Raw genomic sequence first — 23,938 nt, 5'->3', positions numbered from 1 at the left:
TGAAAAATGGACCGCTGTGGCCGATTTGCAGCCGACGATTTCCAAGTCCGACAGGCTCCTATGGCCGGAAAGATCGCGCGGCGGGCAGAAGCCTGAGGTACGCCGCCGCAAGCAGCCGACGAAGGCACGCTCGCCCACTCTGTCATGCGGGCCGTGGGCGTCGCCCGCTTCCGGTTCAGTCGTACAGCTGGAACTGGTTTCGTCCTGCCCTCTTGGCCTTGTACATCGCGGCGTCGGCATTGCGCAGCAAGGTGTCTGGATCACTGCCGTTGCCTGGATAGAAGGCGACTCCCATGCTGGCAGATACAAGGGCTTCCTGCCCGTCGCGAAGCTGGACACTTTTGCCCACCTCCGCCTGGATCCTGGCCAGCGCAGCCAGGCATTCGCCGCGGCTCTCGAGTTCTGTCATGAGCAGGACGAATTCGTCGCCGCCCAGCCGGCTCACCGTGTCGTTGGCGCGTATGCTGGCCTGCAGCCGCCGGGCGATCTCCTGCAGCAGCAGATCTCCCGCCGCGTGGCCGAGCTCATCATTGACTTTCTTGAATCCATCCAGGTCCAGATAGCAAGCAGCCAGCAGGCGGTTATTTCTTGCCGCGTGCGCCATGCCTTGCTGCAAGCGATCCGCGAGGAGGAGCCTGTTCGGAAGACCGGTCAGTCCGTCATGGAATGCGATGTGCTCGACATGCGCCTGCGCCTGTTTGATGGGCGTGATGTCGGTGAACATCCAGAGTGACTCGCCTGTGTCGCCCGAAATGATCACACCGTTGGAGTCGATCCAGATACGCTGGCCATCGCGCCGGCTCATTTCGAGTTGCCGGCGATAGTGGCCTCCCTGCAGAAGCAGGGGGTAGGCTGCGGCACCTTCCGAGGCAAACGTCTCTTCATCCACATGCAGCCGACGGGTTGGCAGGCCGATCATTTCGCCAGGCGCGTATCCGAAGATCCGATCCATCGCAGGGTTCTTCCAGACGATTTCGCGGTTTCTGATTCTTGCGATGCCGATCATGTCGTTGTCGAGCATCGCTTCCTGTTCGCGAGAGAGCTTGCTCAGTTGCTCTTTGGTGCGGTGCAGCTCGGTCATGTCAAAAACCGCTGTGCGGCTTCGCAGGAAATTTCCCTGCCCGTCGAGCACGGCGCTGGAGTTGATGCTCACGCGACGCCGGCTTCCGTCGCGGCAAACAAGATCGATTTCCACGCCATCCAGGCGGCCATTGGCCTTGATCTGTGGAAAATTTCGCTCGAACGTGGCCCGGCCCTGCTCGGTCAGGAATTCGAAGGCATGCTTTTTTCCAACGACTTCGCTGCGCGTGTAGCCCAGCCAGGACAGCTGGGTGGCATTGATATGCACAAAGATTCCATTCGCGTCGAGCGAGTGGTATCCACAGGGTGCGTTGTCATAAAGGTCGTGGATTTCCTGTGCCGAGGCCGCGAGTTGGCGCTCCATTTGCTTGCGGGCCGTGATGTCCCGGGCTGAGCAGAAGACCAGTTCCTGGTCTTCGATGCGAACCCCCGCGCTGTGGATTTCCACGTCGATCAGGCTTCCGTCGGAGCGCCTGTGCCGGGTGGCGAACTTGCGGCGCTCGCCCAGTTCAAAGGATTGGAGCCATTGTTGGATGACCCCCTGGTCAATGCTGGCGTCCCAGGTGGAGACATGCCTGCCAATCAGTGCATTGCGTTCGTAACCCAGCATGGACGCAAAGAGATCGCTCAATTCAACGACCATGCCGTCGCGCGTGAGCACGTGCAGGCCATCGCTGGCTGTGAGCAATAGCCCATGGTTGCGGCGCCCTTCGCGCAGCAGTGCGCTGCGCTGTACGCTTTCCAGTTGCCAGGCCCGCAGCACCAGCGTCGAAGCCCCGAAGAGCACGATCAGCACCACCGCCGTCAGCCCGCCGACCAGCAGGGCCTGCTGGCGCCAGAGCCCGAAATAGGTCGCTCGGTCGAAGCCGACGAGGACGAGCAGGGGGTGATTGCCCACCTGCCGATAGGCTGTGATTCTTTCGACCCCGTCCAGGGCTGTTGTGGCGACGAACGATCCACGCCGGGGATCCCTTTGCATCGCCTGAACCAGTACCTCCGAGACATTGGTGGTCCCGACCGGGAGGCTTGCCGTTTGGCTTGGCACATGCCTGCCCACCAGCTGCATCGAATGGGTTCGCAGTGTGACGGCACCCATCGGTCCCACGTCGACCGAAGCGAGGATTCGCTGGAAGTGGTCAATGGGCATATGGGCATAGACGACCCCGGAAAATGCCCCTTCAGACGAGGCAAGACGGCGGGCCAGGACCATGACCCAGCGCTTGTCTGTGCGCGTGAGCACGGGGCCGGAGATCACCAGGCCACCGTCTTTCGCATCCCGCGCCAGGCGGAAAAACTCCCGGTCGCTCAGGTCGAGGTGCTCGTCTGCCGCCACCCCGGTGCCAACGCGAACGATGCCATCCGCGTCGGTGATGCGAAGCCCGTGCAGATCCGGGGTGAGGGCCTCCTGCCCAGCCAACACGGACTCGGCGAAAGACCGCTCCGCGAGGCGGGTGCCTGAGAGGGCGGGGCGAACCTGAACGATGACGTTCTGCAGCGCGGTGTCGACCTTCAGAACTTCGGTGTCGATGGTTTGCTGCAGGGTCGCCGCAAGGTTTTCCGCTGCGACCTGCGCCTTTTGCTCGAAGGCATCGTGGCTGGACTTCAGTGACACGACGGCCAGGGTGCTGATCAGCGCCGATAGCGCCACCACGCCAATCTTGAGCCAGCGGTTGAAACGGCCCTGCGCGGGCGTCCGCAGGTCCACTGTGGGGCGCAAGTCGACAGCCATGGTTGTATGAATAGTTCTCGGAATTGTGGATTCATTTTTTGTTGCACAAGCTCGCCTTCCCCAGATGAAGGGTTTGCGGCGCTGTATGCCAAGGGACTGAATTGGCTTCAGGCCGGGCAGGCTTGGGCTGTCGCTTTCAGTGCGGCCGGGTTCAAGCAGCGCCAGAAGCTCGCGTATGGCCAATGAGGGCCAGGCGAGGCACGCCATTGGCCAGAGGCAATGCGCGGACATTGGGCAACTTGAACTGGGCAACGGTTTCCACAAGTCCGTGCGCCTGGTGGCTCAGGCTCGATGCAGCAGCAGCCATCTCTTCGACCAGGGCGGCGTTTTGCTGGGTGGTCTGGTCCATCTGCGTCACCGCCTCGTTGATCTGGTCCACCCCCATGCTCTGCTCGCCGCTGGCGGCACTGATTTCGCCCATGATGTCGGTAACGCGCCGGATGGAGTTGACCACCTCGCCCATGGTCTGGCCTGCACGGTCCACCAGGGCGGTGCCGGCTTCCACGCGTTCCACGCTGGCACCGATCAGCCCCTTGATTTCGCGGGCCGCCGAAGCGGCACGGCCTGCAAGGTTGCGCACTTCGGTGGCCACGACGGCAAAGCCCCGGCCCTGTTCACCTGCGCGGGCAGCCTCTACGGCCGCGTTCAAGGCCAGGATGTTGGTCTGGAAGGCAATGGAGTCAATCACGCCGACGATGTCCGCGATCTGCACGGAACTCTCGTTGATACTCTTCATGGTGTGCACCACTTCGGCCACCACGGCACCGCCCTGCAGCGCTACCGTCGAAGCGCTCAACGCGAGTTCATTGGCCCTGCGGGCGCTTTCGGCGTTCTGGCGCACTGCAGAGTTCAGCTGTTCCATCGAGGCCGCGGTTTCCTCCAGGGCGCTGGCCTGCTCTTCCGTGCGCGAGGACAGGTCGGTGTTTCCCTGGGCAATCTGCTCCGAGGCGCTGGCGACGTTTTCGGAGCTCTGATGCACCGAGGAGACCATGGCCACCAGGCTGTCCTGCATGCGCTTGAGTTGTGCCATCAGGCTGGTGGTGTCTCCATCCTTCAGTGTGATGGCCACAGTGAGGTCGCCCTGCGCCACGCTCGTTGCCAGATGGGCAGCAGTGCCAGGCTCCGTGCCCAGCTGGCGGATGATGCTGCGGGCCACCAGGTAGCCGAAACCCAATGCAAACAGAAGGCCCATGCCGATGGCCAAGGCGACGAAGAGCTGCGTGTTCTGGTAGGACGCGACCGCATGTTCGTATTCGGCGCGCGCAGTATCCAGCTGCACCTGCACCAAGCCCCCCAGCACGTCCTGCAAGGGGTCGAGTGCAGGGTACATGTCCTTGGCGGCAAATTGGGTCAATGCGGCCAGGTCGCCTTTCTGAAGGTGTCCCTCCAGGATTTTTACGGAGCCGTCGGCGGCGGGCAGCAGCTTTTTGAACTGCTCCACCAAGCGAGTTTCTTCAGGCACCAGAGTGGTGGCCAAGTAAGCATTCCAGTTGTCGCCGATCTCCTTCTTGGCCTTGCTGATGGAGTCCAGGCCTTGCTGGGCTGTCAACGCACCGTCGCGCACCTTGTGCGCCGTATCAACGATGTTGACCGCATACGCGTCGGATACCAGCTTGATCTGCTTGAGTGGTACCACCCGGTCCTGGTAGACGGTGTTCAGGCCTGCGTTGGAACGTTGCATGCCCATCAGCCCTGCAGAGCCGATGACAGCCATCAAAGCACACAGGGCTATAAGGAGGAGGGAGAGGCGGGTGGATATTTTGGAGTGTTGGAAGTTCATGAAGGGATCAGCTTGGGATGTGTTGATGGTTTGGAACTAAGTCAACGCCGGCCTGCCCTGGAACGCACTCCAATCAGGGCGACGGGCCGAAAGGCCCATCCAGATGGTGATGACAGTGTTTTACTTTGAGTGATTCTATCATTTAAATCATATGTGGCAATTGTGTTGCTTTTATGCTTTTTTAATTCAAAGCGGCCCAGCCCTAAGGCAGTTGGAGGGTGCGGCCCAACGCGGTCACCCCTGGGCCTCTGTTTGCCACTTGGGGCTTTTTTCCTGCATGCGCCATCACCCTCCCTGTGGCTCTTTGCAGCGCTGGCGCCCTCTGTTGAAGTGGGCCAGGGCGACTGGCACTGCCATGGATGTGGATCTGAAACACCGAGATGGCGCGCTGCACTGTCTCGGCGCTTTGGCTGAGGGTGCCTGCTGATGCGGCCGACTCTTCCACCAGGGCCGCGTTTTGCTGGGTGACGGTGTCCAGCTGCAGCACCGCCTCGTTGACCTGGGAGATGCCCTGTGACTGCTCCCTGGTGGCGCCGGTGATCTGTCTCACCATGGCACCCACCTCGCTCACGGAGGTGGTGACCTCCACCAGCGTCTTGCCTGCGCCGTGGATGCGTTCAGACCCTTCAGCGATGCGCTGGGCGGCTTCTGCGGTCAGCTGCTGAATTTCCTTGGCGGCAGTGGCGCTGCGTTGGGCCAGCGCACGCACTTCCGTGGCGACCACGGCAAACCCGCGCCCGCTCTCCCCGGCGCGAGCAGCCTCCACCGCTGCATTGAGTGCGAGCAGGTTGGTCTGGAATGCGATGCCTTCGATGACCGCCGTGATGCTGCCGATCTTGCGGGAGGTTTGCTCTATGGCGTCCATCGCCACACGGGCATCCTGCACCGCCTGTTCTCCGCGGCCTGCAATGAGGCCGCTGTCATCGCTGCGTGTCGCCATCACTGAGGCTGTTTCTGCGGTCTGGCGCACTGTGCTTGCCAGTTCCTCCATGGCTGCTGCGGTTTCCTCCAGGCTGGCGGCCTGCGTTTCGGTGCGGCCCGCCAGGTCGAAACTGCCCTGCGCGATCTCCCTGGCGGAGGCGTTGAATCCGGTGATCTCCTTGCGAACATCGCCGACCACCGCACGAAGGTTGATCTGGACCTGGTTGAGCCGGCGCATCAAGGCACCCATGGGCTCGGGAAAGTCAAGGCGTGGGACGCCCGTCAGATTGCACGCCGACAGTTCGCCCGCAAATCGCAAGGCTTCGTGCAGCGCCGCATTCAGGCGCCAGGTGAACCAGGCAAATACGATGCCCAGGCCGGTAGCGAGGATGCCGGTTCGCGCGATGGTCGCGGCCGCGCCTTGCCAGTCCATGGCGTCGGGAAGCATCGACAGGGTGGCCACCAGTGCCAGTGCGAAGCCCATGCGCGATGTCAGCGATGACTGGATCGCCGAGGCAGCCAGGCCTCGCACACCTCGTCTGCGAACCTGGCCGGCTGCAATATAAAAGTCCTCCTTGCCGTTCTTCGCCTGCTGTGCCAGCCGCAGGTACAGCGACTGTGCTGCGTCGATCTGCTCCCGTGTCGGCTTGGTGCGCACGGACATGTAGCCGCTGGGCTTGCCCCCTTCCATGATGGGCGTGACGTTCGCCACCACCCAGTAGTGGTCGCCGTCTTTGCGGCGGTTCATGACCAGGCCAGTCCAGGGCTCGCCACCGCCTATGGTCCGCCACATGTCCTTGAAGGCTTGCGCGGGCATGTCGGGGTGCCGGATCATGTGGTGCGGCTGACCAATGAGTTCGTCGTACGCATAACCGGACACGTCGACGAAGGCGTGGTTGCAGTGCGTGATGACCCCCTGCCGATCGGTCATCGATACCAGTGAATCGGTATCGGGATAGTCGAACTCGCGTTGGGTGACGGGAAGGTTGATCTGCATGGGGAATCCTTCGTAGGGATGGGTGAGTGGCAGTGGGGCCAAGCCCTGCTAGTGAATGGCTGCTTGCGACTCGTTGCCCAGCAGCCTTCCTGCGTCGGCGATGCAAACGTGCCGCTGGTGTACCGTCAGGATTCCTTCCTGGGTCAGCCTGGAGAACAGCCGGCTGACGGTTTCGAGCTTCATCCCGAGGTAGGAGCCGATTTCTGCACGCGTCATGCGCAGCACCAGCTCCGATTCCGAAAACCCGCGTGCATGAAGGCGCTTGACCAGGTTCAGCAGGAATGTCGCGAGCCGCTCCTGCGCGCGCATGCTGCCCAGCAGCAGCATCATCTGGTGCTCGCGAACGATCTCCCGGCTCATCGCCTTGTGCAGGTGCTGCTGCATGGCGGGCAATTCACGCGAAAGCTCGGCCAGCCGGGTGTAGGGAATGGCGCATACCTCCGAATCCTCGAGGGCCACCGCGCTGCCCATGTGGCGCTCCGTGACGATTCCGTCCAGGCCGAGCATTTCGCCGGCCATCTGGAATCCGGTCACCTGCTCGTGCCCTGTCTCGGTGGCCAGGCCTGTCTTGAAAAAGCCGCTGCGCACGGTAAAGAGCGCCTTGAATGCATCGCCGTCGCGAAACAGGTGCTCGCCCCGCTTGATCCGGATGCGCCGAATCGACAACTGGTCCAGACGCACCCGTTGCGATGGCTCCAGGTCCACGGGAAAGCACACATCGCGTTGTGTGCACTGGGAGCAGGTGGCGGTGGTGGAAGCGTTGGTCATGGTGAAGGTCCCCGGTTGGTGTCACGACTGTAGGCAGCCGGTCGGGATCTGGCTGTGGGGAGTTCTCCACTGCGCCTGACGGGAGCTCCGGTCATGTTTCCTTGGCCGCCCTGACAAAGCGAACCTACAATGACCGAAAGAGGGTGGAGCGGCATGGGTGGTGCATCGGTGCATGCGCTGCCTGCCGCCTGGTTCCAACAAGAGGCGTACCTCCATTTGACTGACATGCCGCCACTGCCGACCGAGGCACAGACCGGGCTTTCCGACAGCGAAGCCCGGCTGCGGGCGTTGTTCGAATCGGCCATGGACGGCATCGTCACGATCGATGCAACGCAGCGCATCGTGCTCTTCAACAAGGCGGCGGAGCGCATGTTCCGCTGCGAGGCTGCGCAAGCGCTGGGCCACCCGATCACCCGCTTCATGCCCCAGCGATTTCGTGGGCAGCATGCGGCCCACGTCGAAGCTTTCGGCACCACAGGCATCACCACCCGCCGCATGGGCTCCATCGGGGCCATCAGCGGCCTCAGGGCAGACGGGGAGGAGTTCCCCATCGAGGCATCCATCTCGCAGGTGGAGATTGCCGGGCAGAAGCTTTTTACCGTCATCCTGCGCGACGTCACCGAGCGCGTCCAGAATGAGCTGCGTCTGCGCGAGCAGCAGGAGACCCTGGCCGCGGTGATCGATGCGGCCAGCGACGCGGTGATCAGCTGTGACGAGGAGGGGCGCATCGTGCTGTTCAACCCGGCGGCCGAACGCATTTTTGGGCGCACAGCCGCCAGCATGCTCAATCAACCGCTGGACTCCCTGATGCCCGAGCGCTATCGCAGCGGGCATGGCGCCGACCTGCATGGGTTTGTGGAATCCAAGGTCACGCGGCGCGCCATGGGCGCAGGCCGCGTCAAAGGCGTGCGCGCCGACGGAGAGGTTCTGGAGCTGGAAGCGTCCATCTCGCGTGCGGTGGTCAATGGCAAGCTGACCCTGACGGCGATCCTGCGCGATGTCACACAAAGGGCGCGGGCAGAAGAAGCACTGCTGCGCTACCAGAGCGAGCTGTCGGATCTGGCGCAGCAGCTCATGCACCAGGAAAAAGAGACGACGCAACGCCTGGCCCAGGCACTGCACGACCAGCTCGGCCAGACGCTCACCGCGATCCGGCTCACCTTCGACGCAAGCCCGGCGAACGCTCAGGATGTGCAGGCCAGCGGGAAGGCCAGACAGCAACTGGGCGGCCTGATTGACCAGGCAATCAAGCAAGTGCGCCAGGTTCTGGTGGATCTGCGCCCGCCATTGCTGGACGATGACGGGCTTGCAGCAGCCCTGGACAACGAATTGAGGTCGCGCGACCTCACCCTTCCGGGCATTGACCTGTTGCTTGAAGTCGAGCCCGAGGTCTCGCGCACACGCTGGCCAGCCGATGCAGAGTACGCAGCCTTCATGGTTGCGCGAGAGGCCACCTCCAACGCAGTACAGCACGCGAAAGCCACCCTTGTGAGGGTTGTACTGGCAGGCGATGAAAGCCAGTTTCGGATCGAGGTGATTGACGATGGGCAGGGCTGGCCCCTGGATACGCAGATCGCTCGCCCCGGGCACCTGGGCGTGGTGGGCATGCGCGAACGGGCCCTTGCCACGGGTGCCCGCTTCAGCATTGCGCCGAACCCCGGGGGGGGCACCATCGTGCGGCTGGACTGGGGTGTGCGTCGATGAGCAGGCTCTATCTGGTGGACGACCACCTGATGGTCCGCGAGGGGCTGCGGGCGGTGCTGCAGATCGCTGGCCATGAGGTCGTGGGCGAGACCGCCGACCCCACCGTGGCCGTAGCAGACATTCTGCGGCTGATGCCGGACGTACTGCTCCTGGACCTGAGCCTGGGCGGAAGGTCCGGGTTCGAAGTCCTCGCCGACTTGCAGCGCCGCTCGCTGAGCGTGCGCACCGTCATGCTCACCATGTCGGCACAACCCCAGCATGTGGCCGAATCGTTGCGCATGGGCGCAGTGGGCTATGTGCTGAAGGGTGCACCATCGAGCGAGGTGCTGCGTGCGATCGAGGTTGTGTTGCAGGGCCGCCGCTACCTTGGCCAGGAGGTGGCGGACCTGGCGGTGCAGGCCCTCACGGCGGATGCAGACGTCGACCCCTTCGGGGCGCTGTCACCGCGCGAGCGGCAGATTGTCGTCATGGTGGTCACAGGCCTGTCCAGTGCCGCCATCGGCCGCGAGCTGCACCTGTCGCCCAAGACCGTGGACACCTACCGCAGCCGTCTCATGAGCAAGCTGGGTACGCCCAATGTGACCGCACTGGTTCGTCTGGCAATGCGCCACCAATTGCTGGGGGCGGACCCTCAATAGCCTGCACCCGGGGGGCCGGCGCAGTGCTGCTGCGGCTACCCGATGCCGAGGGCAAGGGAGGCCCGCGGCGGGCTCTTGCGCCTGTGTCGACCCGGTTCCTGTCGAGTTCCCCCCCACCCAGGCCATCGAGACTTCCCCACAGACCCGGCTGCCGGCAGTTCCTACACTGGGCCATCAGGAGCGCGACATGCCCGCTCCCGGTTCCTCTTCAAGGAAACATATGGCCGATCAATCCACAATCTCCATCGACGCACACAGTGCCCACCCCGCATTTGGCAGTGAGGTGGTCGGCATGCTGCTGCAGGCCATGCGGGAGTCACCTGCACCGATGGTGCTCACCGAACCGGACGGATGCATCCTCAAGGTGAACGAGGCGTTTGAATGCGCGACCGGCTACGCCATGGACGAATTGGTCGGGCGCAGCCCGGGCATGCTGCGTTCGGGGCTGCAGGGGCGCAGTTTCTACAGCACCATGTGGGCGTCGCTGGGCAGCCAGGGGCGCTGGCAAGGAGAAATCTGGAACCGCCGCAAAGACGGCCAGCTGTCGCAGGAGTACCTGACCATCGTCACCCTGCGTGGATCGGATGGCGTGGCCGCATACCATCTGGGCACCTATGCCGAGCAAGCCTCGCAACAGCTGGGCAGCGGACGTGCGAGGCGCGATGCCGCCACGGATGCAACCACCGGCTTGCTCAGCCGCAAGGCGTTCACCGAGGCCGCCGATCTCCTGAGCGAGAAGTCCCCCCTGGTGCATGTGCTCGCGCTGGACATCGATGGCTTCACGGAACTCAATGAACTGCACGGGCTGGTGTCGGGCGACGCCGTGCTGCGCCAGATGGCGCTGCGCTGCACGGAGGTCGCCGCTGCCGACGGCCGGCCGGCGGTGGTGGCCCGCGTCGGGCCCGATGAGTTCGCCATCGCGCTGGCAGACCCCCATACGGAGGGCGGTGATGCGGTTCAGTCGTTCGCCTCGCGCCTGTATGCGAAGACGGCATTGCCCTTTGACCTCGGCGAGGGAAAGCACATCCAGATCTCGGTCAGTGTGGGCTTGTCATCGTTGGCGCAGGGGTGTGCAAGCGCTGCCGAAGCACTGCTCCATGCGTCGGCGGCCCGCCAGGAAGCCGTGCCGGGATTGCCCATGTTGCAGTGCTATGAGGCTCAGGATAGACAGCGCCGCATGGCGCTCGCGCTGCGCGATGCGGTGCGCCTGGAGCAGATCACCGTAGCCTATCAACCCAAGGTGAATCTGGCTTCCGGGCAATTGTCGGGAGTCGAGGCATTGGCCCGCTGGGTGCTGCCCGATGGCAGCAGTATCTCCCCTGCTGAGTTCATTCCACTGGCGGAGCGCCGTGGCCTGATCGGATTGATTGGCGACAGCGTGATGGAGCAGGCGCTGGCGCAAATCGTGGCCTGGCAGACGATGGGGTTGGCAGCGCCCGTGGTGGCGGTCAATTTCTCTGCGCTGCAGTTCCAACGCCAAAACTATGTGCAGCACGTTGCGCTCGCGCTGGACCGCCACGGCATTCCTGCCCGACTGCTCGAAATCGAATTGACCGAGTCGCTGCTGTTTGGCGATATCGATGCCGTGATGTTGTCTCTGAAGTCCTTTCGCAACCTGGGGGTTGCACTGAGCATCGACGACTTCGGCACGGGCTATTCCTCCTTGGCCTACCTGCGCCGCTTTCCGGTGCAGTACCTGAAGATTGACCGGCAGTTTGTCTCCGCCATGGGGGATGACGCCAGCGCCTGCGAGATCGTGCGCCTCATCGTGGACATGGCGCACCGGCTGAACCTGCGCTGCATCGCCGAAGGCATCGAAACCGAGGCCCAACTGAGGTTGCTCCAATCCATGGGCTGCGACGAGGGGCAGGGTTTTCTGTTGGCGCGCCCGCTGGACACCAGCGCCATGCAGGCGGTGCTCGCCGGCCGTCTGCCCTGGGCAGCGCTTTTCAAATCGGCGCCTGTGGAATCGGAGCAGGTTGACATGGATCAAGGTGCCCAAGGAGACTGCCAACCACAATCACCCCCTGCACGTTGCAATGGCGACGTTGCCACGGTCCCATTTTCTGAAGGGCTTTTCCAAGACATGCGAGCCGCAGCCGATACCTCTGGCGCCGCCTTCCTGAGCCCGCAGGGAGCACCGAGGGGCCCTGGGCCCTTGAGGAGTGGCATGTGCCAGACAGGCTGAACGCCGTCCGGCAGAACGCTGCACCGTGCAGGGTTCTGACCATGCTGCCGACCCGCTGGCACAGGCAGGCGGTTCAGGCGGTTTGCCGGGTGCGCGATCCCGGCTGCGTCATCACCGACGTACCCAGCGTGACGGATGCGGTGCTGGTGCTCTTGAGCGAGCCCGTCGATCTGATGGTGGTGGACATGGGGCTCGCAGGTGACATGCTCGGGGTGCTGCAGCACCATGCCCGCCGCTCCGCGCCCCGGGCGAAGATGGCCTTGTTCAAGGCAGAGCCGAACTCCGCGAGCAGCGCAGCCACTGGCGATCTGTTGCAAGGGCATTCCTGGTCGGACATGGAGACGGTCCTGGATCATCTGCTTCAGGATGCCTGAGAAGGAGCCGTGGTGAGGTCCGCCTAAATGTGTAGTTTGATGTGTCGTGCGGGGCTCCCCTCCTGCTTTCAGCGAGAAGCTGAAGGCAGGCCCGACCACAGTTCGTTGAGGTCCGGAAAATTCCATTGGTCCGGGTCTTCGCGCGCCACGATCTTCTCGGTACACCCTGGCTCGGCCAGATCGATGCTTACGGGTGGAATGCGCATGTCCGATTTGGTCGAGAAGAACACCTTCACCTTGGGCGAGGTCAGGGACTTCTGGCCCTGCTCGGTCACCACGCCGATGCGCCCGGAGGTCAGCCGCACCAGCGAACCCACGGGGTAGATGCCGATGCTTTTGACGAAGGCCTGGAAGAGGCGCGGGTCAAAATGCCCCTTGGTCCACTCGGCCATGCGGCGCAGCGACTCCGCCGGGTCCCAGCCGCGCTTGTAAGGGCGGTCGGAGGTGATGGCGTCGTACACATCGCAGATGGCCGTCATGCGCGCGATCAGGCTGATTTCTTCACCCTTGAGCTTGTCGGGGTAGCCCGAGCCATCCATCTTCTCGTGGTGGTGGCGGCAGGCATCGAGCACCGAGTCTTCCACGCTGCCGCCCTCCTTGAGCATCAGGTAGCCCTGCACCGGGTGGCTCTGGATGACGGTGAACTCCTCATCCGTGAGCTTGCCTGGCTTGTTGAGCACCGCCAGCGGAATGGCCGCCTTGCCCAGGTCATGCAGCAGCCCCGCCATGCCGGCGCTGCGGGTGTGCTCTTCATTGAGGTTGATCTGCTTGGCAAGAGCCACCATCAGCGCACACACGGCCACCGAATGCATGTAGGTGTAGTCGTCTGCCGTCTTCAGGCGGGCCAGGCTGATCAGCGCGCTCGGGTTGCGCGTGACGGAGTCGGAGATCTCTTCCACCAGGCTGCGCGCATTCTCGGAATTCACCGCCTTGCCCATGCGTGCCTCTTTGAACATCGAGACTACCGCCTGTTTTGACTCCACACAGATGGATGCCGCTGCCTGCAACTCGCTGTGCATGCTGGCGGCAGCCCGTCCCCGCGCACGGCGGGGCGGCGGCGAGGGCGGGGGAGGCGGATCCACCACCAGGGGCGGCATGGTGTCGAGCATGCCGAAATCGGTCTCCACCTGAAAATCCGCCTCCTCGCGCGAGACGGAGCGCACACCGGCCGCCACGTCCAGGCCCTTGGAGGTGTCGATCCAGACCTCTTCGATGGAGGCGGCCTTGATGCGCGCCAGGTCCTTGGGCTCCTTCAAGACGAACTTGGCCCGCCAGAACGGGTGGTCCATCCACGATCCGCAGAAATCGTGCACATACATGCCCAAGGTAAGGTGCTGAATGCTGATGCGCTTGAGCATGAAGAATTTCCCGTTCTGGCTGCGCTTCGGCAGCGATCAAGATTTCAAGATGGAAGAACGCCAGATTCAGCCAGGCAGGGCTTGCCCTTGGCTGGAAGACGTCGTGGCGGAGGTGGCGCCGGAGCCGCTGCCTGGACGGGAGGGCATCGAATTCTGTGCATTCAGGCCATGGTCCTGGAATGCCTGGGCCTGGCGCCCAATGTCCACGATTTCATAGCTGCCTTGTTTGCCGGCTACTTCGGTCGTGAGCACGTTGAGGCGGCGGCCCTTGTTCAGTTGCAGCGAGACAATGGTGCCCACAAACGCGGGTACCAGATCGATGACAGCCTCCACCACCAGCGCGGTCAGCCGGTTCGCTTCTTTCACGATGAGCAGGCGTCGTTCCGGCCCGGTGATGCAATGCACCCCTTCTGTGGCAAGGCGCAGGTCCAGCAGCGGCACCAGTGTCCCCCGCCATTGGTAGTGGGTTGCCAAGGGCAGTGTGGCCCCATCCTCGTCTGCTTCTGCCTTCACGATCTCCTGTATGCCCTTCAGAGGGGTTGCCATGGTACGACCTGCCTGAAAGACCAGGTGTGCTTCTGGTGAGACATTGGCCTCATCTCCAGACCGGCCACCGAGACCCTTGCCCAGGCTGGAGCCTGCTCGGCCGAGCGTTTGCATGTCTTCGGAACCGATGGCGCCCATGGGCAAGGCGCTGAACAGTGCAGTGACCGACAGCAGCTGTATGGGGCGCCCGGCGGGGTCGCCGGGGTCTGAGACCACGCTGGAGCCCAGCGGGGTGACCGCCGGCTGAAGCCGGTCTGACTCAAACCGCTGCACCGCCACGAACTCGTCGACCAGTATCCCCAAGGCTTCGCTTGGCGTGCGGACCACCAGCAGCCACGGTGGCAGCGGGGTGTCGGAAGAGGGGCTTTCCAGCCCCAGTTCCTGGTGGAGCCCAACCACTGGTACCTTGCGCTGGCCCCAGGCGAACACGCCTTGCAAGCCCTTGACCAGGCTCGGCAGCTTTTGCAGGGGCGGGGTCGGCATCAAGGTGCCCACCGACAGCACTGGCACCGCAAAGCGCAACCCTCCCAGCCCGACCACGACGTGGGTCTCCGTGTGGGCAGGGCGTGCGTCGTCGATGCTGCCTTGCTGGGCGGGCCGGTCGTCGGATGCGGAAGACGCGCCCAGCGCCTGGCGCATGGCCGGCTGTTCCTGCACCCAGACCTGGGTTTGCTGCAGAAGATGCTCTGTGTCCAGCAGGGGAACCGGGTGCTCGAACCCCTTGACGTGAAGGACACTGTGGAACAGCTCGTGCGCAGCGCTGTCATGGTGTATCTGGTGCACGGCGCCAGGCTCTACCAGCACGATGCCCACCGTGCGTTCGATGGCTATGCCGGTCTTGCGCCCTGATTTTTGCAGGATCATGACCTGCGCATGGGCGGGGGGGTTATCCGCCTGCAGCAGGCTGCCCCAACAGGTCAGGTCCACGATGGGTACCACCTGTCCCCGGTGCTGGAATACGCCTACCAGCACACGTTCGCTGCGCGGCAGATGGGCGGCCGGTCCGTTGAGCGGCAATGCCTGGCCCACTTCGTTGACCGGTACGGCCAGGGTGATCCCTGCCGTGCGAACCATGGCATACCGGTTGGCCCTGGGTGGGGGGAGAGAGGACGAAGTCGACACTGCTTCAGCCTCCGTTCGCCGAGCCATGCAACTCGGACAGCAGGCGCGCAGCGCTGTGCGTCGCCTGGGCCTGCTGCGCCGATGCCTTGTGGATATCCGTCATGGCGGAGCAGGAGTTGCCTACCGCGCGCGTGATGCGCGAGAACACGTCCTCGACCTGCTCCGAGAGCCTGCTGCCCTCTTCGATGCGCAGCAGGGTCTCGGTCATCAACTGGCTGATGCCTTTGGTCGCGGCGGAGGATTTCTCTGCCAGCTTGCGAACCTCATCGGCCACGACCGAAAAGCCCAGGCCGTGCTCGGCGGCACGGGCGGCTTCGATGGCGGCATTGAAAGCCAGCAGGTTGGTCTGGCTGGCAATGTCGCGGATGGTGTCCACAATGTCGTTGACGCTGCGCGACGCATTCTGTATCTGCCGCGTCGCTTCGCGTGAGCGCTCCAGCAACGCCGTGCCGCCGGATGCCTCCTCCTGGGCCGAGAGAGCCAGCGCAAGCGACTGCTGTGAGCTGCTGGTGATGCCATCGGTAGAGTCCGACAGTTGTTCCAGTACCGCAGATATCTCGGGGACTTTTTCGCGGATGGTTTGTTCCCTGTGGACCTGTTCGGTCACGTCAATCGCGAACTTGACGACCTTGTAGGGATTGCCATCAGCATCCAGGATGGCGTTGTAGGTGGCCTGGATCCAGACCTCTGCCCCATGCTTGCCCATACGCATGTAGCGTCCGCTCTGGAACTGGCCCAGCGACAGATCGGCCCAGAAGTTGCGGTACTCGGCAGACTTCACCAGCTCGGGCGTGCAGAACATGCTGTGGTGTTGGCCCTTGATTTCTGGCAGCGTATAGCCCAGAGCGCGCAGAAAGTTGGGGTTGGCGTCGATGACGTTGCCCTGCATATCGAACTCGATGACGGCCTGTGAACGCGACAGGGCATCGAGCTTTCCTTCGAATTCGCTGCTGCGCAGCTTTTCGGCCGTGATGTCCGTGGCGAACTTGACCACGCTTTCAGGCCGCCCGTCGGCGTTCAGTACAGGGTTGTAGGACGCCTGTATCCAGATCTCTTTTCCCTGCTTGTCCATGCGCCTGTATTCCCCCGCATCGAAATCGCCCCTTCCCAGTCGGTCCCAGAAGAGGGCGTAATCGCGGGACTTGGCAAACTCCGGCGCGCAGAACATGCGGTGGTGCTGCCCCTGCACCTCCTGCAGCGAGTAGCCAAAGGTCTGCAGAAAATTGTCATTCGCGTGCAGGACCCGGCCATCAAGCGAAAACTCGATGACCGCCTGCACGCGGTTGATGGCTGCGTACAGCGCCTGCGTGCGCGGGCCCTGTTCTGCCAGCAGTAAATCTGATGCAGCGATGGATGTGGAGTTCATGGTGAAGCTCTCGGGAGATGGATTGGTCAGGCGAATCGCTCGGTGTGGAGCCGGGCAAAAGTCAAATGACCAGGACTTGCTTTGTAGGTGGCGCTGCCCCTGCTGCGGCTACTGCACCACCGGGGCGAGACGGAAACCATGCAGCAGCCGGTCAGAAGTTTTCCCATTCGTCGTTGTTGCCTTGCGCGGGCTTGCCGGTGGCCAGGGCGGGGCTGGTCCGCAACGATGCCGGGCCCGTCAGTGGTTTGGCCTTGGCCTGCGTGAAGCTGCCGTTGCCCTTGGGCAGCGCCTTGCGCTGTACCGGGGTGGGGCGCGGCGCGGCGGTGGCCGCGCGGGGCGCCGCGGTCGGCGCGCTGTGGGCGCTGGCATCGAGCTTGAACACCGCCACCGCGTTGACCAGCTCGCCCGCCTGGCCGTTCAGGCTGCTCGCTGCTGCGGCCATCTCTTCCACCAGCGCTGCGTTTTGCTGGGTGGCCTGGTCCATTTGCGTGACCGCTTCTCCCACCTGCGCGACGCCTGCAGCCTGCTCGCTGCTGGCAGCACTGATCTCACCCATGATGTCCGTGACGCGACGGATGGAGGCGACCACCTCGGTCATGGTGGTGCCGGCCTTGTCCACCAGCAGGGTGCCTTGCTCCACGCGTNCACTTCGCTGGCCACCACGGCAAAGCCCCGGCCTTGTTCGCCCGCCCGGGCGGCTTCCACCGCAGCATTGAGGGCCAGGATGTTGGTCTGGAAGGCGATGCCATCGATGACGCTGATGATGTCGGCGATCTTGCTGCTGCTGGCGTTGATCTCCTTCATCGTCTCCACGACTTCGGACACCACATCGCCGCCCTGCACTGCCACCGTGGAAGCGCTGATGGCCAATTGGCTGGCTTGTCGGGCGCTGTCCGCGTTTTGCTTGACGGTGCTGGACAGTTCCTCCATCGATGCGGCCGTCTCTTCCAGCGCACTGGCCTGCTGCTCGGTACGGCTGGAGAGGTCGTTGTTGCCCGAGGCAATCTCTGCACTGGCCGAGGCCACGCCTTCGGCGTTCTGGCGCACGGCGCCCACGGTGGTCACCAAGCTTTGCTGCATGCGCTGCAGGGAACTGAGCAAGTGGCCCGTTTCGTCCTGGCTCCGGACCACGATCTGGCCGCTCAGGTCGCCCTGGGCGATGCGATCGGCCGCGTTGACGGCCTGTTCCAGCGGCCGGGTGATGGAGCGGATCAACCACAGGGCTGCCAGCGTTGCAAAGGCCACGGCCAGGGCTGCTGCCGCAATCAGTACCACCCGTGCGGTTGCCTCAGTCTGTTTGGCATTTTCGGCTTCTTGCCGTGCTCCCCTGCCGTTGAGCTCCACCAGCTTCTCGAGGGTGGCAGAGGTCTTGTTGAACAGCTGAAGGGATTCGCCACCCAGCAAGGCTGCCGCCTGGTCCTTGTCGTTCTTGCGCGAGAACTCGAATATCTTCGTTGTGAGTTCGACGTACTTCTTGCGGTCGGCAATGAAATCGTCGTAGATCTTTCGCTCTTCTGGCGAGTTGATCAGGACTTCGTAGGATTTTTTCAGTTTGTCCAGCTCTGCCTGCAACTCGCCCATGGATTTCTCGTGGGTGGCGGTGGCGGCTGCATCGGCGGCCATCACATGGCGCAGTTCAAAGAGTCGGGCCTTGGCAATGGCGGTGTCGAGCTGGTTCACCAGTTCCACACTGGGGAGCCAATTGCCGGTGATCTCGCGGGTCTGGGCGCCCATGGCAGCCAATTGCGACCAGGCGGCGATGACGACGGCCAGCAAGACGGCGACCAGAACCGCGAAGGTGCCGGCCAGGCGGGTGGAGATTTTCAGGTTGTTCATGGGATTGAGCTTTGAAACAGGAGGGGTCCGGGGTCAGCTCGTCTGTGGCGCGGCCGGTCCGGGATGTTCTGGGGTGCAATGCGCCGTATCAGGCGGTTGCCGTGGTCTCGACCAGCCCGATTTCCTCGTGGCTGAGCAAGGCGTTGATGTCCATCAGGATCAGCATGCGGCCGTCCACATTGGCAATGCCCTGCACGAACGAAGGGTCCACGTCGCCCTGGGTTTCGAACTGAGGAGCCGGTTTGATGAGTTCGGGCGCCAGCGACACCACGTCGGCCACCGAGTCCACGACCGCGCCGATCACCGAGGTGCCGATGTCCAGGATGATGACCACGGTGAAGTCGTTGTAGGCGACCTCGGCGCACTGCAGTTTGATGCGCAGGTCCAGGATGGGGACGATGCGCCCGCGCAGGTCGATGACCCCCTTGATGAAGTCGGGCGCATGCGCCATGCGGGTGGGCTGCTCGTAGGAGCGGATCTCCTGCACGCGCAGGATGTCGATGGCGTACTGCTCGGCACCCAGGCGAAAGGCCAGGTACTCACCTGGTGCGGCGGAGTCCAGAGCGATGCCTGAGGTTTTGGGGGTGGTGGAAATTGTGGTGTTCATGATAAAAAAAGTGGTGTCTTGCGGGTTTTTCGTAATTTTAATGATAAAAATGATTTAAGCAAGCGATTCACGTCTTGCTTTGACAATAAATTCATATTTGCTACCTTTGGGTGATTCCGCGGGCGGCGCCGTTGGAGTAGGGAGGCGGCCCAGCGCGGGGCCGCCGCTGGCGGCCTGCGCACCACCAGGATCCTTGGAACGCACTCACGAAAATGCGCGGTGCCTGGGGGTTGTCTTGTGCGCGATGCGACGCAGCAGCGCCCAGCAGGCCGTCGGCATGCACAAGCCACCCACCTGCCAGCTTTCTTGCCGGCTGTGCGGCTTTTGGAGGCCGGGCTATTCCAGCTCGGCCGGCATGGTCTCGCTGGCGCCGCGTGCGGGCAGGATGATGTGGAACACCGAGCCGCCTTGCCGCACGTTCTCGGCGTAGATCTGCCCGCCCAGGGCCTCCACGATCTTCTTGCAGATGGCCAGGCCCAGGCCCGTGCCCCCCGAGCCGTCCTTGGTCTTGCTGGACTGCTTGAAGGCCTCGAAGATGGCGCCGAGCTCGTCTTGCGGGATGCCCGGGCCGTGGTCGCGCACGGCCAGCCGTATCTGGCCCCGGCGGTCGACCCTGCCCAGCAGGGTGATGGACGATGCTTCGGGAGAGAACTTGATGGCGTTGGCCACCACGTTGCGTATGACCTGTTGGAACCGCACGGGATCGACCTTGGCCGTGAGCGGCAGGTCGCCCAGTGCCACCTCCAGGTGCAGCTTGCGCTGGGCCAGCAGCGGCTCCAGCTCGCGCAGCACGGGGTGGATGATGCCGCGCAGGTCCACCCGCTCCAGGTGGAAGGTGCCCACGGTACTTTCCAGCTTGGCCACGTCCAGCAGGTCGTTGACCAGCGAGAGCATGCGTTCGCCGGAGCGGTGGATGTCCTCGAACATGCCCGCCAGCCGGGCGTCGGCCTTGCCGCGAAGCATGCCCAGCTCCGAAAAACCCATGATGGATTGCAGCGGTGTGCGCAGCTCATGGCTCATGTTGGCCACGAACTCGGACTTGGATCGGGATGCCTCCTCGGCGGCCTCGTGGGCCTCGCGGGTCAGCCGTTCGGCCTCGCGGAAGTCGCTGACATCCATCAACGTGGAAAGAATGCCGGTGGCCTGCCCGCGGGCATCGGTCACCACCGCTTTCGTCACCCGCGTATCGCGCCAGGATTGCCCACCGTAGAGCACCCGGGTCTCGAACATCACCCGGCCGCCCTGTTGCTGCAATTGCCTGTCTGCAGACTGGTGCACGGCTGCTTCTTCGGAGGGCAGAAAGTCCGCCAGGCGCAGCCCCATCACGTCGGCGCGCTTGCGCCCCTTGTATTCCTCCCAGGCGCGGTTGACCAGCACCAGATGGCCCTTCATGTCGGTCATCGAGATCGGCAGGGGGTTCATCTCCAGCATCTGGCCGCGAAACTCCAGCTCGGTCTGGAGGCTCTGCTGTGCAACCCAGCGCTCGGTCACGTCCACGGCGCTCCCTGCAAAGCCGATGACCGCGCCTTCGTCGAGCAGGGGCACCAGTGCCACGTCGAACAGCAACTGGCGGCCAGTGCCGAGGTGGATCATGGCCTGGCAGTTGCGTACCCCGCCCGCTTCGCCGTTGGCAAAGAGGCCTTCCACCGCGGGCCGGCTGCCGGGCTCCACCAGTTCCTGCAGTGGCCGGCCTATGGCCGCGGATTCGCTGCCACCGATCAGCGATGCCAGCCGGGCGTTGACGAAGGTGATGCGGCCGGCGGTGTTGGTGCGAAAGATGACCTCCTGCACGCTGCGCATCAGCACTGCCAGCTCGCGTTCGCTGTGGGCAATGCGTATCTGGGCGTGCCGGGAGGCGTGGCTGGCGGCCTCGCGGGAGCGCAGGCTGCGCCAGGCCACGAGGGTGAGCAGCAGCACCACCAGGGTCGCGGCGCAACTGAGCCAGATGTAGCCCTGTGTTTCGGTCCACCAGCGGTTGATTGCAGCGTCTCGTGGTTCCTCCACCAGGACTACGAGCGGCTGGGTTCTGGACAGGCGGAACGCGACGATCTGGTTGCCGCCACCCAGCCCCTGGCCCACATAGCTGCCGTGCTCGCGCGCGGGCAGGTAGGTGCGGAAAACGGGGAGGTCGCTGGCCTGTGCGCCATGCAGTGCGGTCTCCTGGGAGGTCGCAAGAATCTTGCCGTCGTACGATGCGATCGCGGAGCTGAAGCCGACCTGGCCTACGGCCAACTGCTGCTGATTGGCCAGCGAGTCGGGGTTGATCAGCCCGATCAGCAGCAAGTCCTGGCCGTCGGGCGTGACGAACTTGCGCGTGAGCGGAATGAAGCCCAGGCCCGCCGGGGTGGGGCCTTGTGGTGCGCCGGCGCGCAGGCTGCCCACGCCCCGGCCCGCGATCCAGGGGCCCAGGGTGGTTTTGCCCTTCTGCGGGCGCGTCCCCAGTTTGAGCAGATCAATGGTGACCCCCGACTCCTGAGGCGAGCTGCTGGCGATGACCAGGCCGGTGGCATCGGCTACCAGCACCGTGCGCAGGAAGGGGGCGCCTGCCATTGCCTCGCGCAGAAAAGCCTCGGTGCGCGGCAGGTCGGCCCCGGGGGCGTGCAGGGCATTGGCATCGCCCATGGTGGCCAGGATGAAAAGGCCACTTTCCACCGTGCGGGTGGTCTGGTCCTCGAGCACGCGCGCCAGGAGTTCGGCCCTCTCGGTGTCCGAGGCGATGGCCTTGGACCGGTCTTTCAGCGATATCCAGGCCGTGGCCGCCAGGATGCCCGCCACGAGCAGCAGGCCGCAGAGCAGCGCGGTGTTGCTCGCCTTGCGGCTGAGCTTCACCAGGCCCTGGGCGTGGCGCCAGGGTGCGCTGCGGGTGAAGGTCTGTGCCATGTCAGTGCACAACGATCTCGGTCAGCCCGTGCCTGGCGGCCGCAGCGTCGAGCCGGCCGTCACGCTTGACGCGTGCCACGAAGTCATCCACGGTCTTGAGCCAGGCATCGTCGCCCGGCTTCACGGCATAGGCATAGGGCAGCACGAACACCGGTTTGGGCGGGGACACCAGGCGTGCCCAGTCGGCATTGTCGAGCAAGCGCCGGCTGTAAGGGAAGTCGGTCATGAACACGTCCACCCGACCGCCTTCGAGCTCCCGTTCGCGCGTGGCGGGGGGCGATATTCTCACCAGCTTGGCATGCTTGAGGCGCTCGCCCATCACCGGTTCCATGAAGGTTCCGGCCTGCACGGCGACCAGCACGCCGGGCTGGTCGATGTCGGCCCATTGCTTGATGACGGCATTGCTCTTGGTGGTGATGCCGTAGATGTCACTGCTCAGGTAGGGCTGGGTGAATTTGAGATGCGCCATGCGCTGGGGCAGCATGCCAATCGCGAACATGCCCACATCGCAACGGTCTGCCTGCAGGTCTTCGACCAGGGTGGCGAAAGACGTCTCCACATACTCCACTTTTGCCTTCAGATCCTTGCCCAGTTCGGCCGACAGATCGATGTCGATCCCTGCCAGCTGCTGGGTGCGCGGGTTGCGAAAGGTGATGCCGTAGTAGTCGGGCCAGATGCAGACGCGCACGGCGTGCCGTGCCGATACCTTTTCCTGCACCGGGCCTGCCAGAGCGGGTCCGCAGAGCATCAGGCTGGCAATTGCGCTGGTGAAGGCGATTCGGAGGATGGGGGGCATGGCGCTATCCTAGTGGGAGGATGGTTCAGGGGGCGTCGATCAGATCGGCGAAGGTGGGGCGTTGCTCGGTGACCTTGCGCCGCAACGTGTCCAGATGATCGAAGTGCTGGACGAAAGTGTCCACGATCACGGGGTCGAATGCCGTGCCGCGCTGTTCGATGAGCATGGACAAGGCCTTTTGGGGGCTGAATGCGGGGCGGTAGACGCGGTCCATGGTCAATGCGTCGTAGAAATCCACGATGGCCGTGATGCGGCCCGACAGGGGGATATCCTCGCCTGCCAACCCGCGGGGATAGCCTTTGCCGTCGTAGCGTTCGTGGTGGGTAAGCGCCACTTCGGCGGCAAGCAGGAACACAGGCACGCGGGATTTGCCGATGATCTGCGCGCCAATGGCCGGGTGGAGTTGAATGACTGCCCGCTCTTCTTCGGTGAGCGGCCCTGCCTTCTTGAGCACATGGTCTGGAGTGCCGATCTTGCCAATGTCGTGCATGGGCGCAGCGCGCCGCAACAGGCTGGCAAATCCAGGTGTCGATCCCACGAGCAGTGCCAGCGCCTCGGCCAGAAAACCTATCCTGACGATGTGCACGGAAGTGTCATCGTCGCGGGCCTCGGCGGCCATGCACAATTGCAGCAAAGCCTCGTTGTGCGCCCGCGTGATTTCATCCAGCGCCTTGTTTCGCTCACGGTACATGTGGCCAAAGTCTTCGACGAAGCGCAGCATCTGTTCAGCTGCCGCTTCGTCGAAGCGAGTGCTCTCGCCTTCAAAATGGGAAGGCATCGGAATGGTTTCGGTCATGGGCGATTTCCAGCCGGTAAATTGATTCCAGCACCTGGATGGTGCTGAACGGCTTGATGAGGTATTCGTCTGCGCCTGCCTTCATGCCATCGCGACGGTCTTCCGCCTGGCCGCGCGCGGTGAGCATGATGACCTTGGTGTGCTTGAGCGCGGGGTTGGCCTTGATGCAGCGGCACACTTCCAGCCCCGACAGGGTGCCCGGCATCATGATGTCCAGCAACACCACGTCGGGTGAGTGAGCACGGGCCATTTCCAGCCCCACATCGCCGTTGGCGGCCTCATAGATCTCGAAATCCTCGAATTCCATGGTCATGTGCAGTAGCTTTCGGATGTCGGCGTGGTCTTCGACGATGAGTACTTTTTTCATGGAGTGCCTGTTGCAGTTGTTGGCCTATTTGCCAAAATTTGACAAATTGTTCTGTTGATGAATCATATCAATCATTTAAATCATT

At 63.5% G+C, this 23,938-nt stretch carries 16 protein-coding genes and 2 pseudogenes; 4 read left to right on the top strand and 14 right to left on the bottom strand.

The window, feature by feature from the left end; all coding sequences use genetic code 11:
• Positions 1–175: 175 nt before the first annotated feature.
• The 4 genes from ASE28_RS23950 to ASE28_RS23935 form a co-directional block, all read right to left on the bottom strand.
• On the bottom strand, positions 176–2,809 hold the full coding sequence (locus tag ASE28_RS23950) for a diguanylate cyclase domain-containing protein (RefSeq protein WP_057268744.1): 2,634 nt from the start codon (positions 2,807–2,809) through the stop codon (positions 176–178).
• Positions 2,810–2,960: 151 nt separating this feature from the next.
• A complete protein-coding gene (locus tag ASE28_RS23945; RefSeq protein WP_057268743.1) occupies positions 2,961–4,589 on the bottom strand; it encodes a methyl-accepting chemotaxis protein in 1,629 nt (542 codons plus the stop codon).
• A gap of 202 nt (positions 4,590–4,791) precedes the next feature.
• The gene (locus ASE28_RS23940; protein ID WP_082608224.1) at positions 4,792–6,507 is read right to left on the bottom strand and encodes a PAS domain-containing methyl-accepting chemotaxis protein; all 1,716 of its coding nucleotides are present in this window, start codon (positions 6,505–6,507) and stop codon (positions 4,792–4,794) included.
• Positions 6,508–6,555: 48 nt separating this feature from the next.
• The gene (locus tag ASE28_RS23935; RefSeq protein WP_057203683.1) at positions 6,556–7,275 is read right to left on the bottom strand and encodes a helix-turn-helix domain-containing protein; all 720 of its coding nucleotides are present in this window, start codon (positions 7,273–7,275) and stop codon (positions 6,556–6,558) included.
• A 153-nt stretch (positions 7,276–7,428) separates the two neighbouring features.
• Here ASE28_RS23935 and ASE28_RS23930 point away from each other — a divergent pair, with 153 nt between their 5' ends.
• From ASE28_RS23930 to ASE28_RS23915, 4 genes are all read left to right on the top strand, one after another.
• Positions 7,429–8,979, top strand: coding sequence for a PAS domain-containing sensor histidine kinase (locus tag ASE28_RS23930; RefSeq protein WP_057268742.1), 1,551 nt, complete (start codon positions 7,429–7,431; stop codon positions 8,977–8,979).
• Positions 8,976–9,617, top strand: a complete 642-nt coding sequence (locus ASE28_RS23925) for a response regulator transcription factor (protein WP_057203681.1) — start codon at positions 8,976–8,978, stop codon at positions 9,615–9,617. Before ASE28_RS23930 ends, ASE28_RS23925 begins: the two co-directional genes overlap by 4 nt.
• 220 nt (positions 9,618–9,837) lie before the next feature.
• The gene (locus ASE28_RS23920; protein ID WP_057268741.1) at positions 9,838–11,805 is read left to right on the top strand and encodes a bifunctional diguanylate cyclase/phosphodiesterase; all 1,968 of its coding nucleotides are present in this window, start codon (positions 9,838–9,840) and stop codon (positions 11,803–11,805) included.
• 41 nt (positions 11,806–11,846) lie between these two features.
• On the top strand, positions 11,847–12,179 hold the full coding sequence (locus tag ASE28_RS23915) for a hypothetical protein (protein WP_157412598.1): 333 nt from the start codon (positions 11,847–11,849) through the stop codon (positions 12,177–12,179).
• Positions 12,180–12,247: 68 nt separating this feature from the next.
• Here the strand turns inward: ASE28_RS23915 and ASE28_RS23910 are convergent, their stop codons facing one another.
• The 10 genes and pseudogenes from ASE28_RS23910 to ASE28_RS23870 form a co-directional block, all read right to left on the bottom strand.
• The gene (locus ASE28_RS23910) at positions 12,248–13,537 is read right to left on the bottom strand and encodes an HD-GYP domain-containing protein (RefSeq protein ID WP_057203678.1); all 1,290 of its coding nucleotides are present in this window, start codon (positions 13,535–13,537) and stop codon (positions 12,248–12,250) included.
• A gap of 66 nt (positions 13,538–13,603) precedes the next feature.
• Positions 13,604–15,157, bottom strand: coding sequence for a chemotaxis protein CheW (locus ASE28_RS23905; protein WP_057268740.1), 1,554 nt, complete (start codon positions 15,155–15,157; stop codon positions 13,604–13,606).
• Positions 15,158–15,209: 52 nt separating this feature from the next.
• A complete protein-coding gene (locus tag ASE28_RS23900) occupies positions 15,210–16,571 on the bottom strand; it encodes a PAS domain-containing methyl-accepting chemotaxis protein (protein ID WP_057268739.1) in 1,362 nt (453 codons plus the stop codon).
• A gap of 151 nt (positions 16,572–16,722) precedes the next feature.
• Positions 16,723–17,215, bottom strand: a pseudogene (locus ASE28_RS33230) (methyl-accepting chemotaxis protein); the annotation flags it as partial.
• Between the two features lies 1 nt (position 17,216).
• Positions 17,217–18,407: pseudogene (locus ASE28_RS23895) on the bottom strand (methyl-accepting chemotaxis protein); the annotation flags it as partial.
• 88 nt (positions 18,408–18,495) lie between these two features.
• The gene (locus tag ASE28_RS23890; protein WP_057268738.1) at positions 18,496–19,014 is read right to left on the bottom strand and encodes a chemotaxis protein CheW; all 519 of its coding nucleotides are present in this window, start codon (positions 19,012–19,014) and stop codon (positions 18,496–18,498) included.
• A 336-nt stretch (positions 19,015–19,350) separates the two neighbouring features.
• On the bottom strand, positions 19,351–21,894 hold the full coding sequence (locus ASE28_RS23885; RefSeq protein ID WP_057268737.1) for an ATP-binding protein: 2,544 nt from the start codon (positions 21,892–21,894) through the stop codon (positions 19,351–19,353).
• A 1-nt stretch (position 21,895) separates the two neighbouring features.
• Complete coding sequence (locus tag ASE28_RS23880; protein ID WP_057203673.1) at positions 21,896–22,690, bottom strand: ABC transporter substrate-binding protein; 795 nt, start codon at positions 22,688–22,690, stop codon at positions 21,896–21,898.
• A gap of 25 nt (positions 22,691–22,715) precedes the next feature.
• Positions 22,716–23,486, bottom strand: a complete 771-nt coding sequence (locus ASE28_RS23875; protein WP_235514706.1) for an HD-GYP domain-containing protein — start codon at positions 23,484–23,486, stop codon at positions 22,716–22,718.
• Positions 23,452–23,853, bottom strand: a complete 402-nt coding sequence (locus tag ASE28_RS23870) for a response regulator transcription factor (protein ID WP_057203671.1) — start codon at positions 23,851–23,853, stop codon at positions 23,452–23,454. The genes ASE28_RS23875 and ASE28_RS23870 overlap by 35 nt, the downstream gene beginning before the upstream one ends.
• Between the last annotated feature and the right edge of the window lie 85 nt (positions 23,854–23,938).

Origin of the sequence: Acidovorax sp. Root219, assembly GCF_001428665.1 — a bacterium.
Classification (GTDB): Bacteria; Pseudomonadota; Gammaproteobacteria; order Burkholderiales; family Burkholderiaceae_C; genus Acidovorax.
The sequence above is the reverse complement of the archived record's forward strand: the minus strand, read 5'-3'. Positions and strand labels throughout refer to the sequence as shown.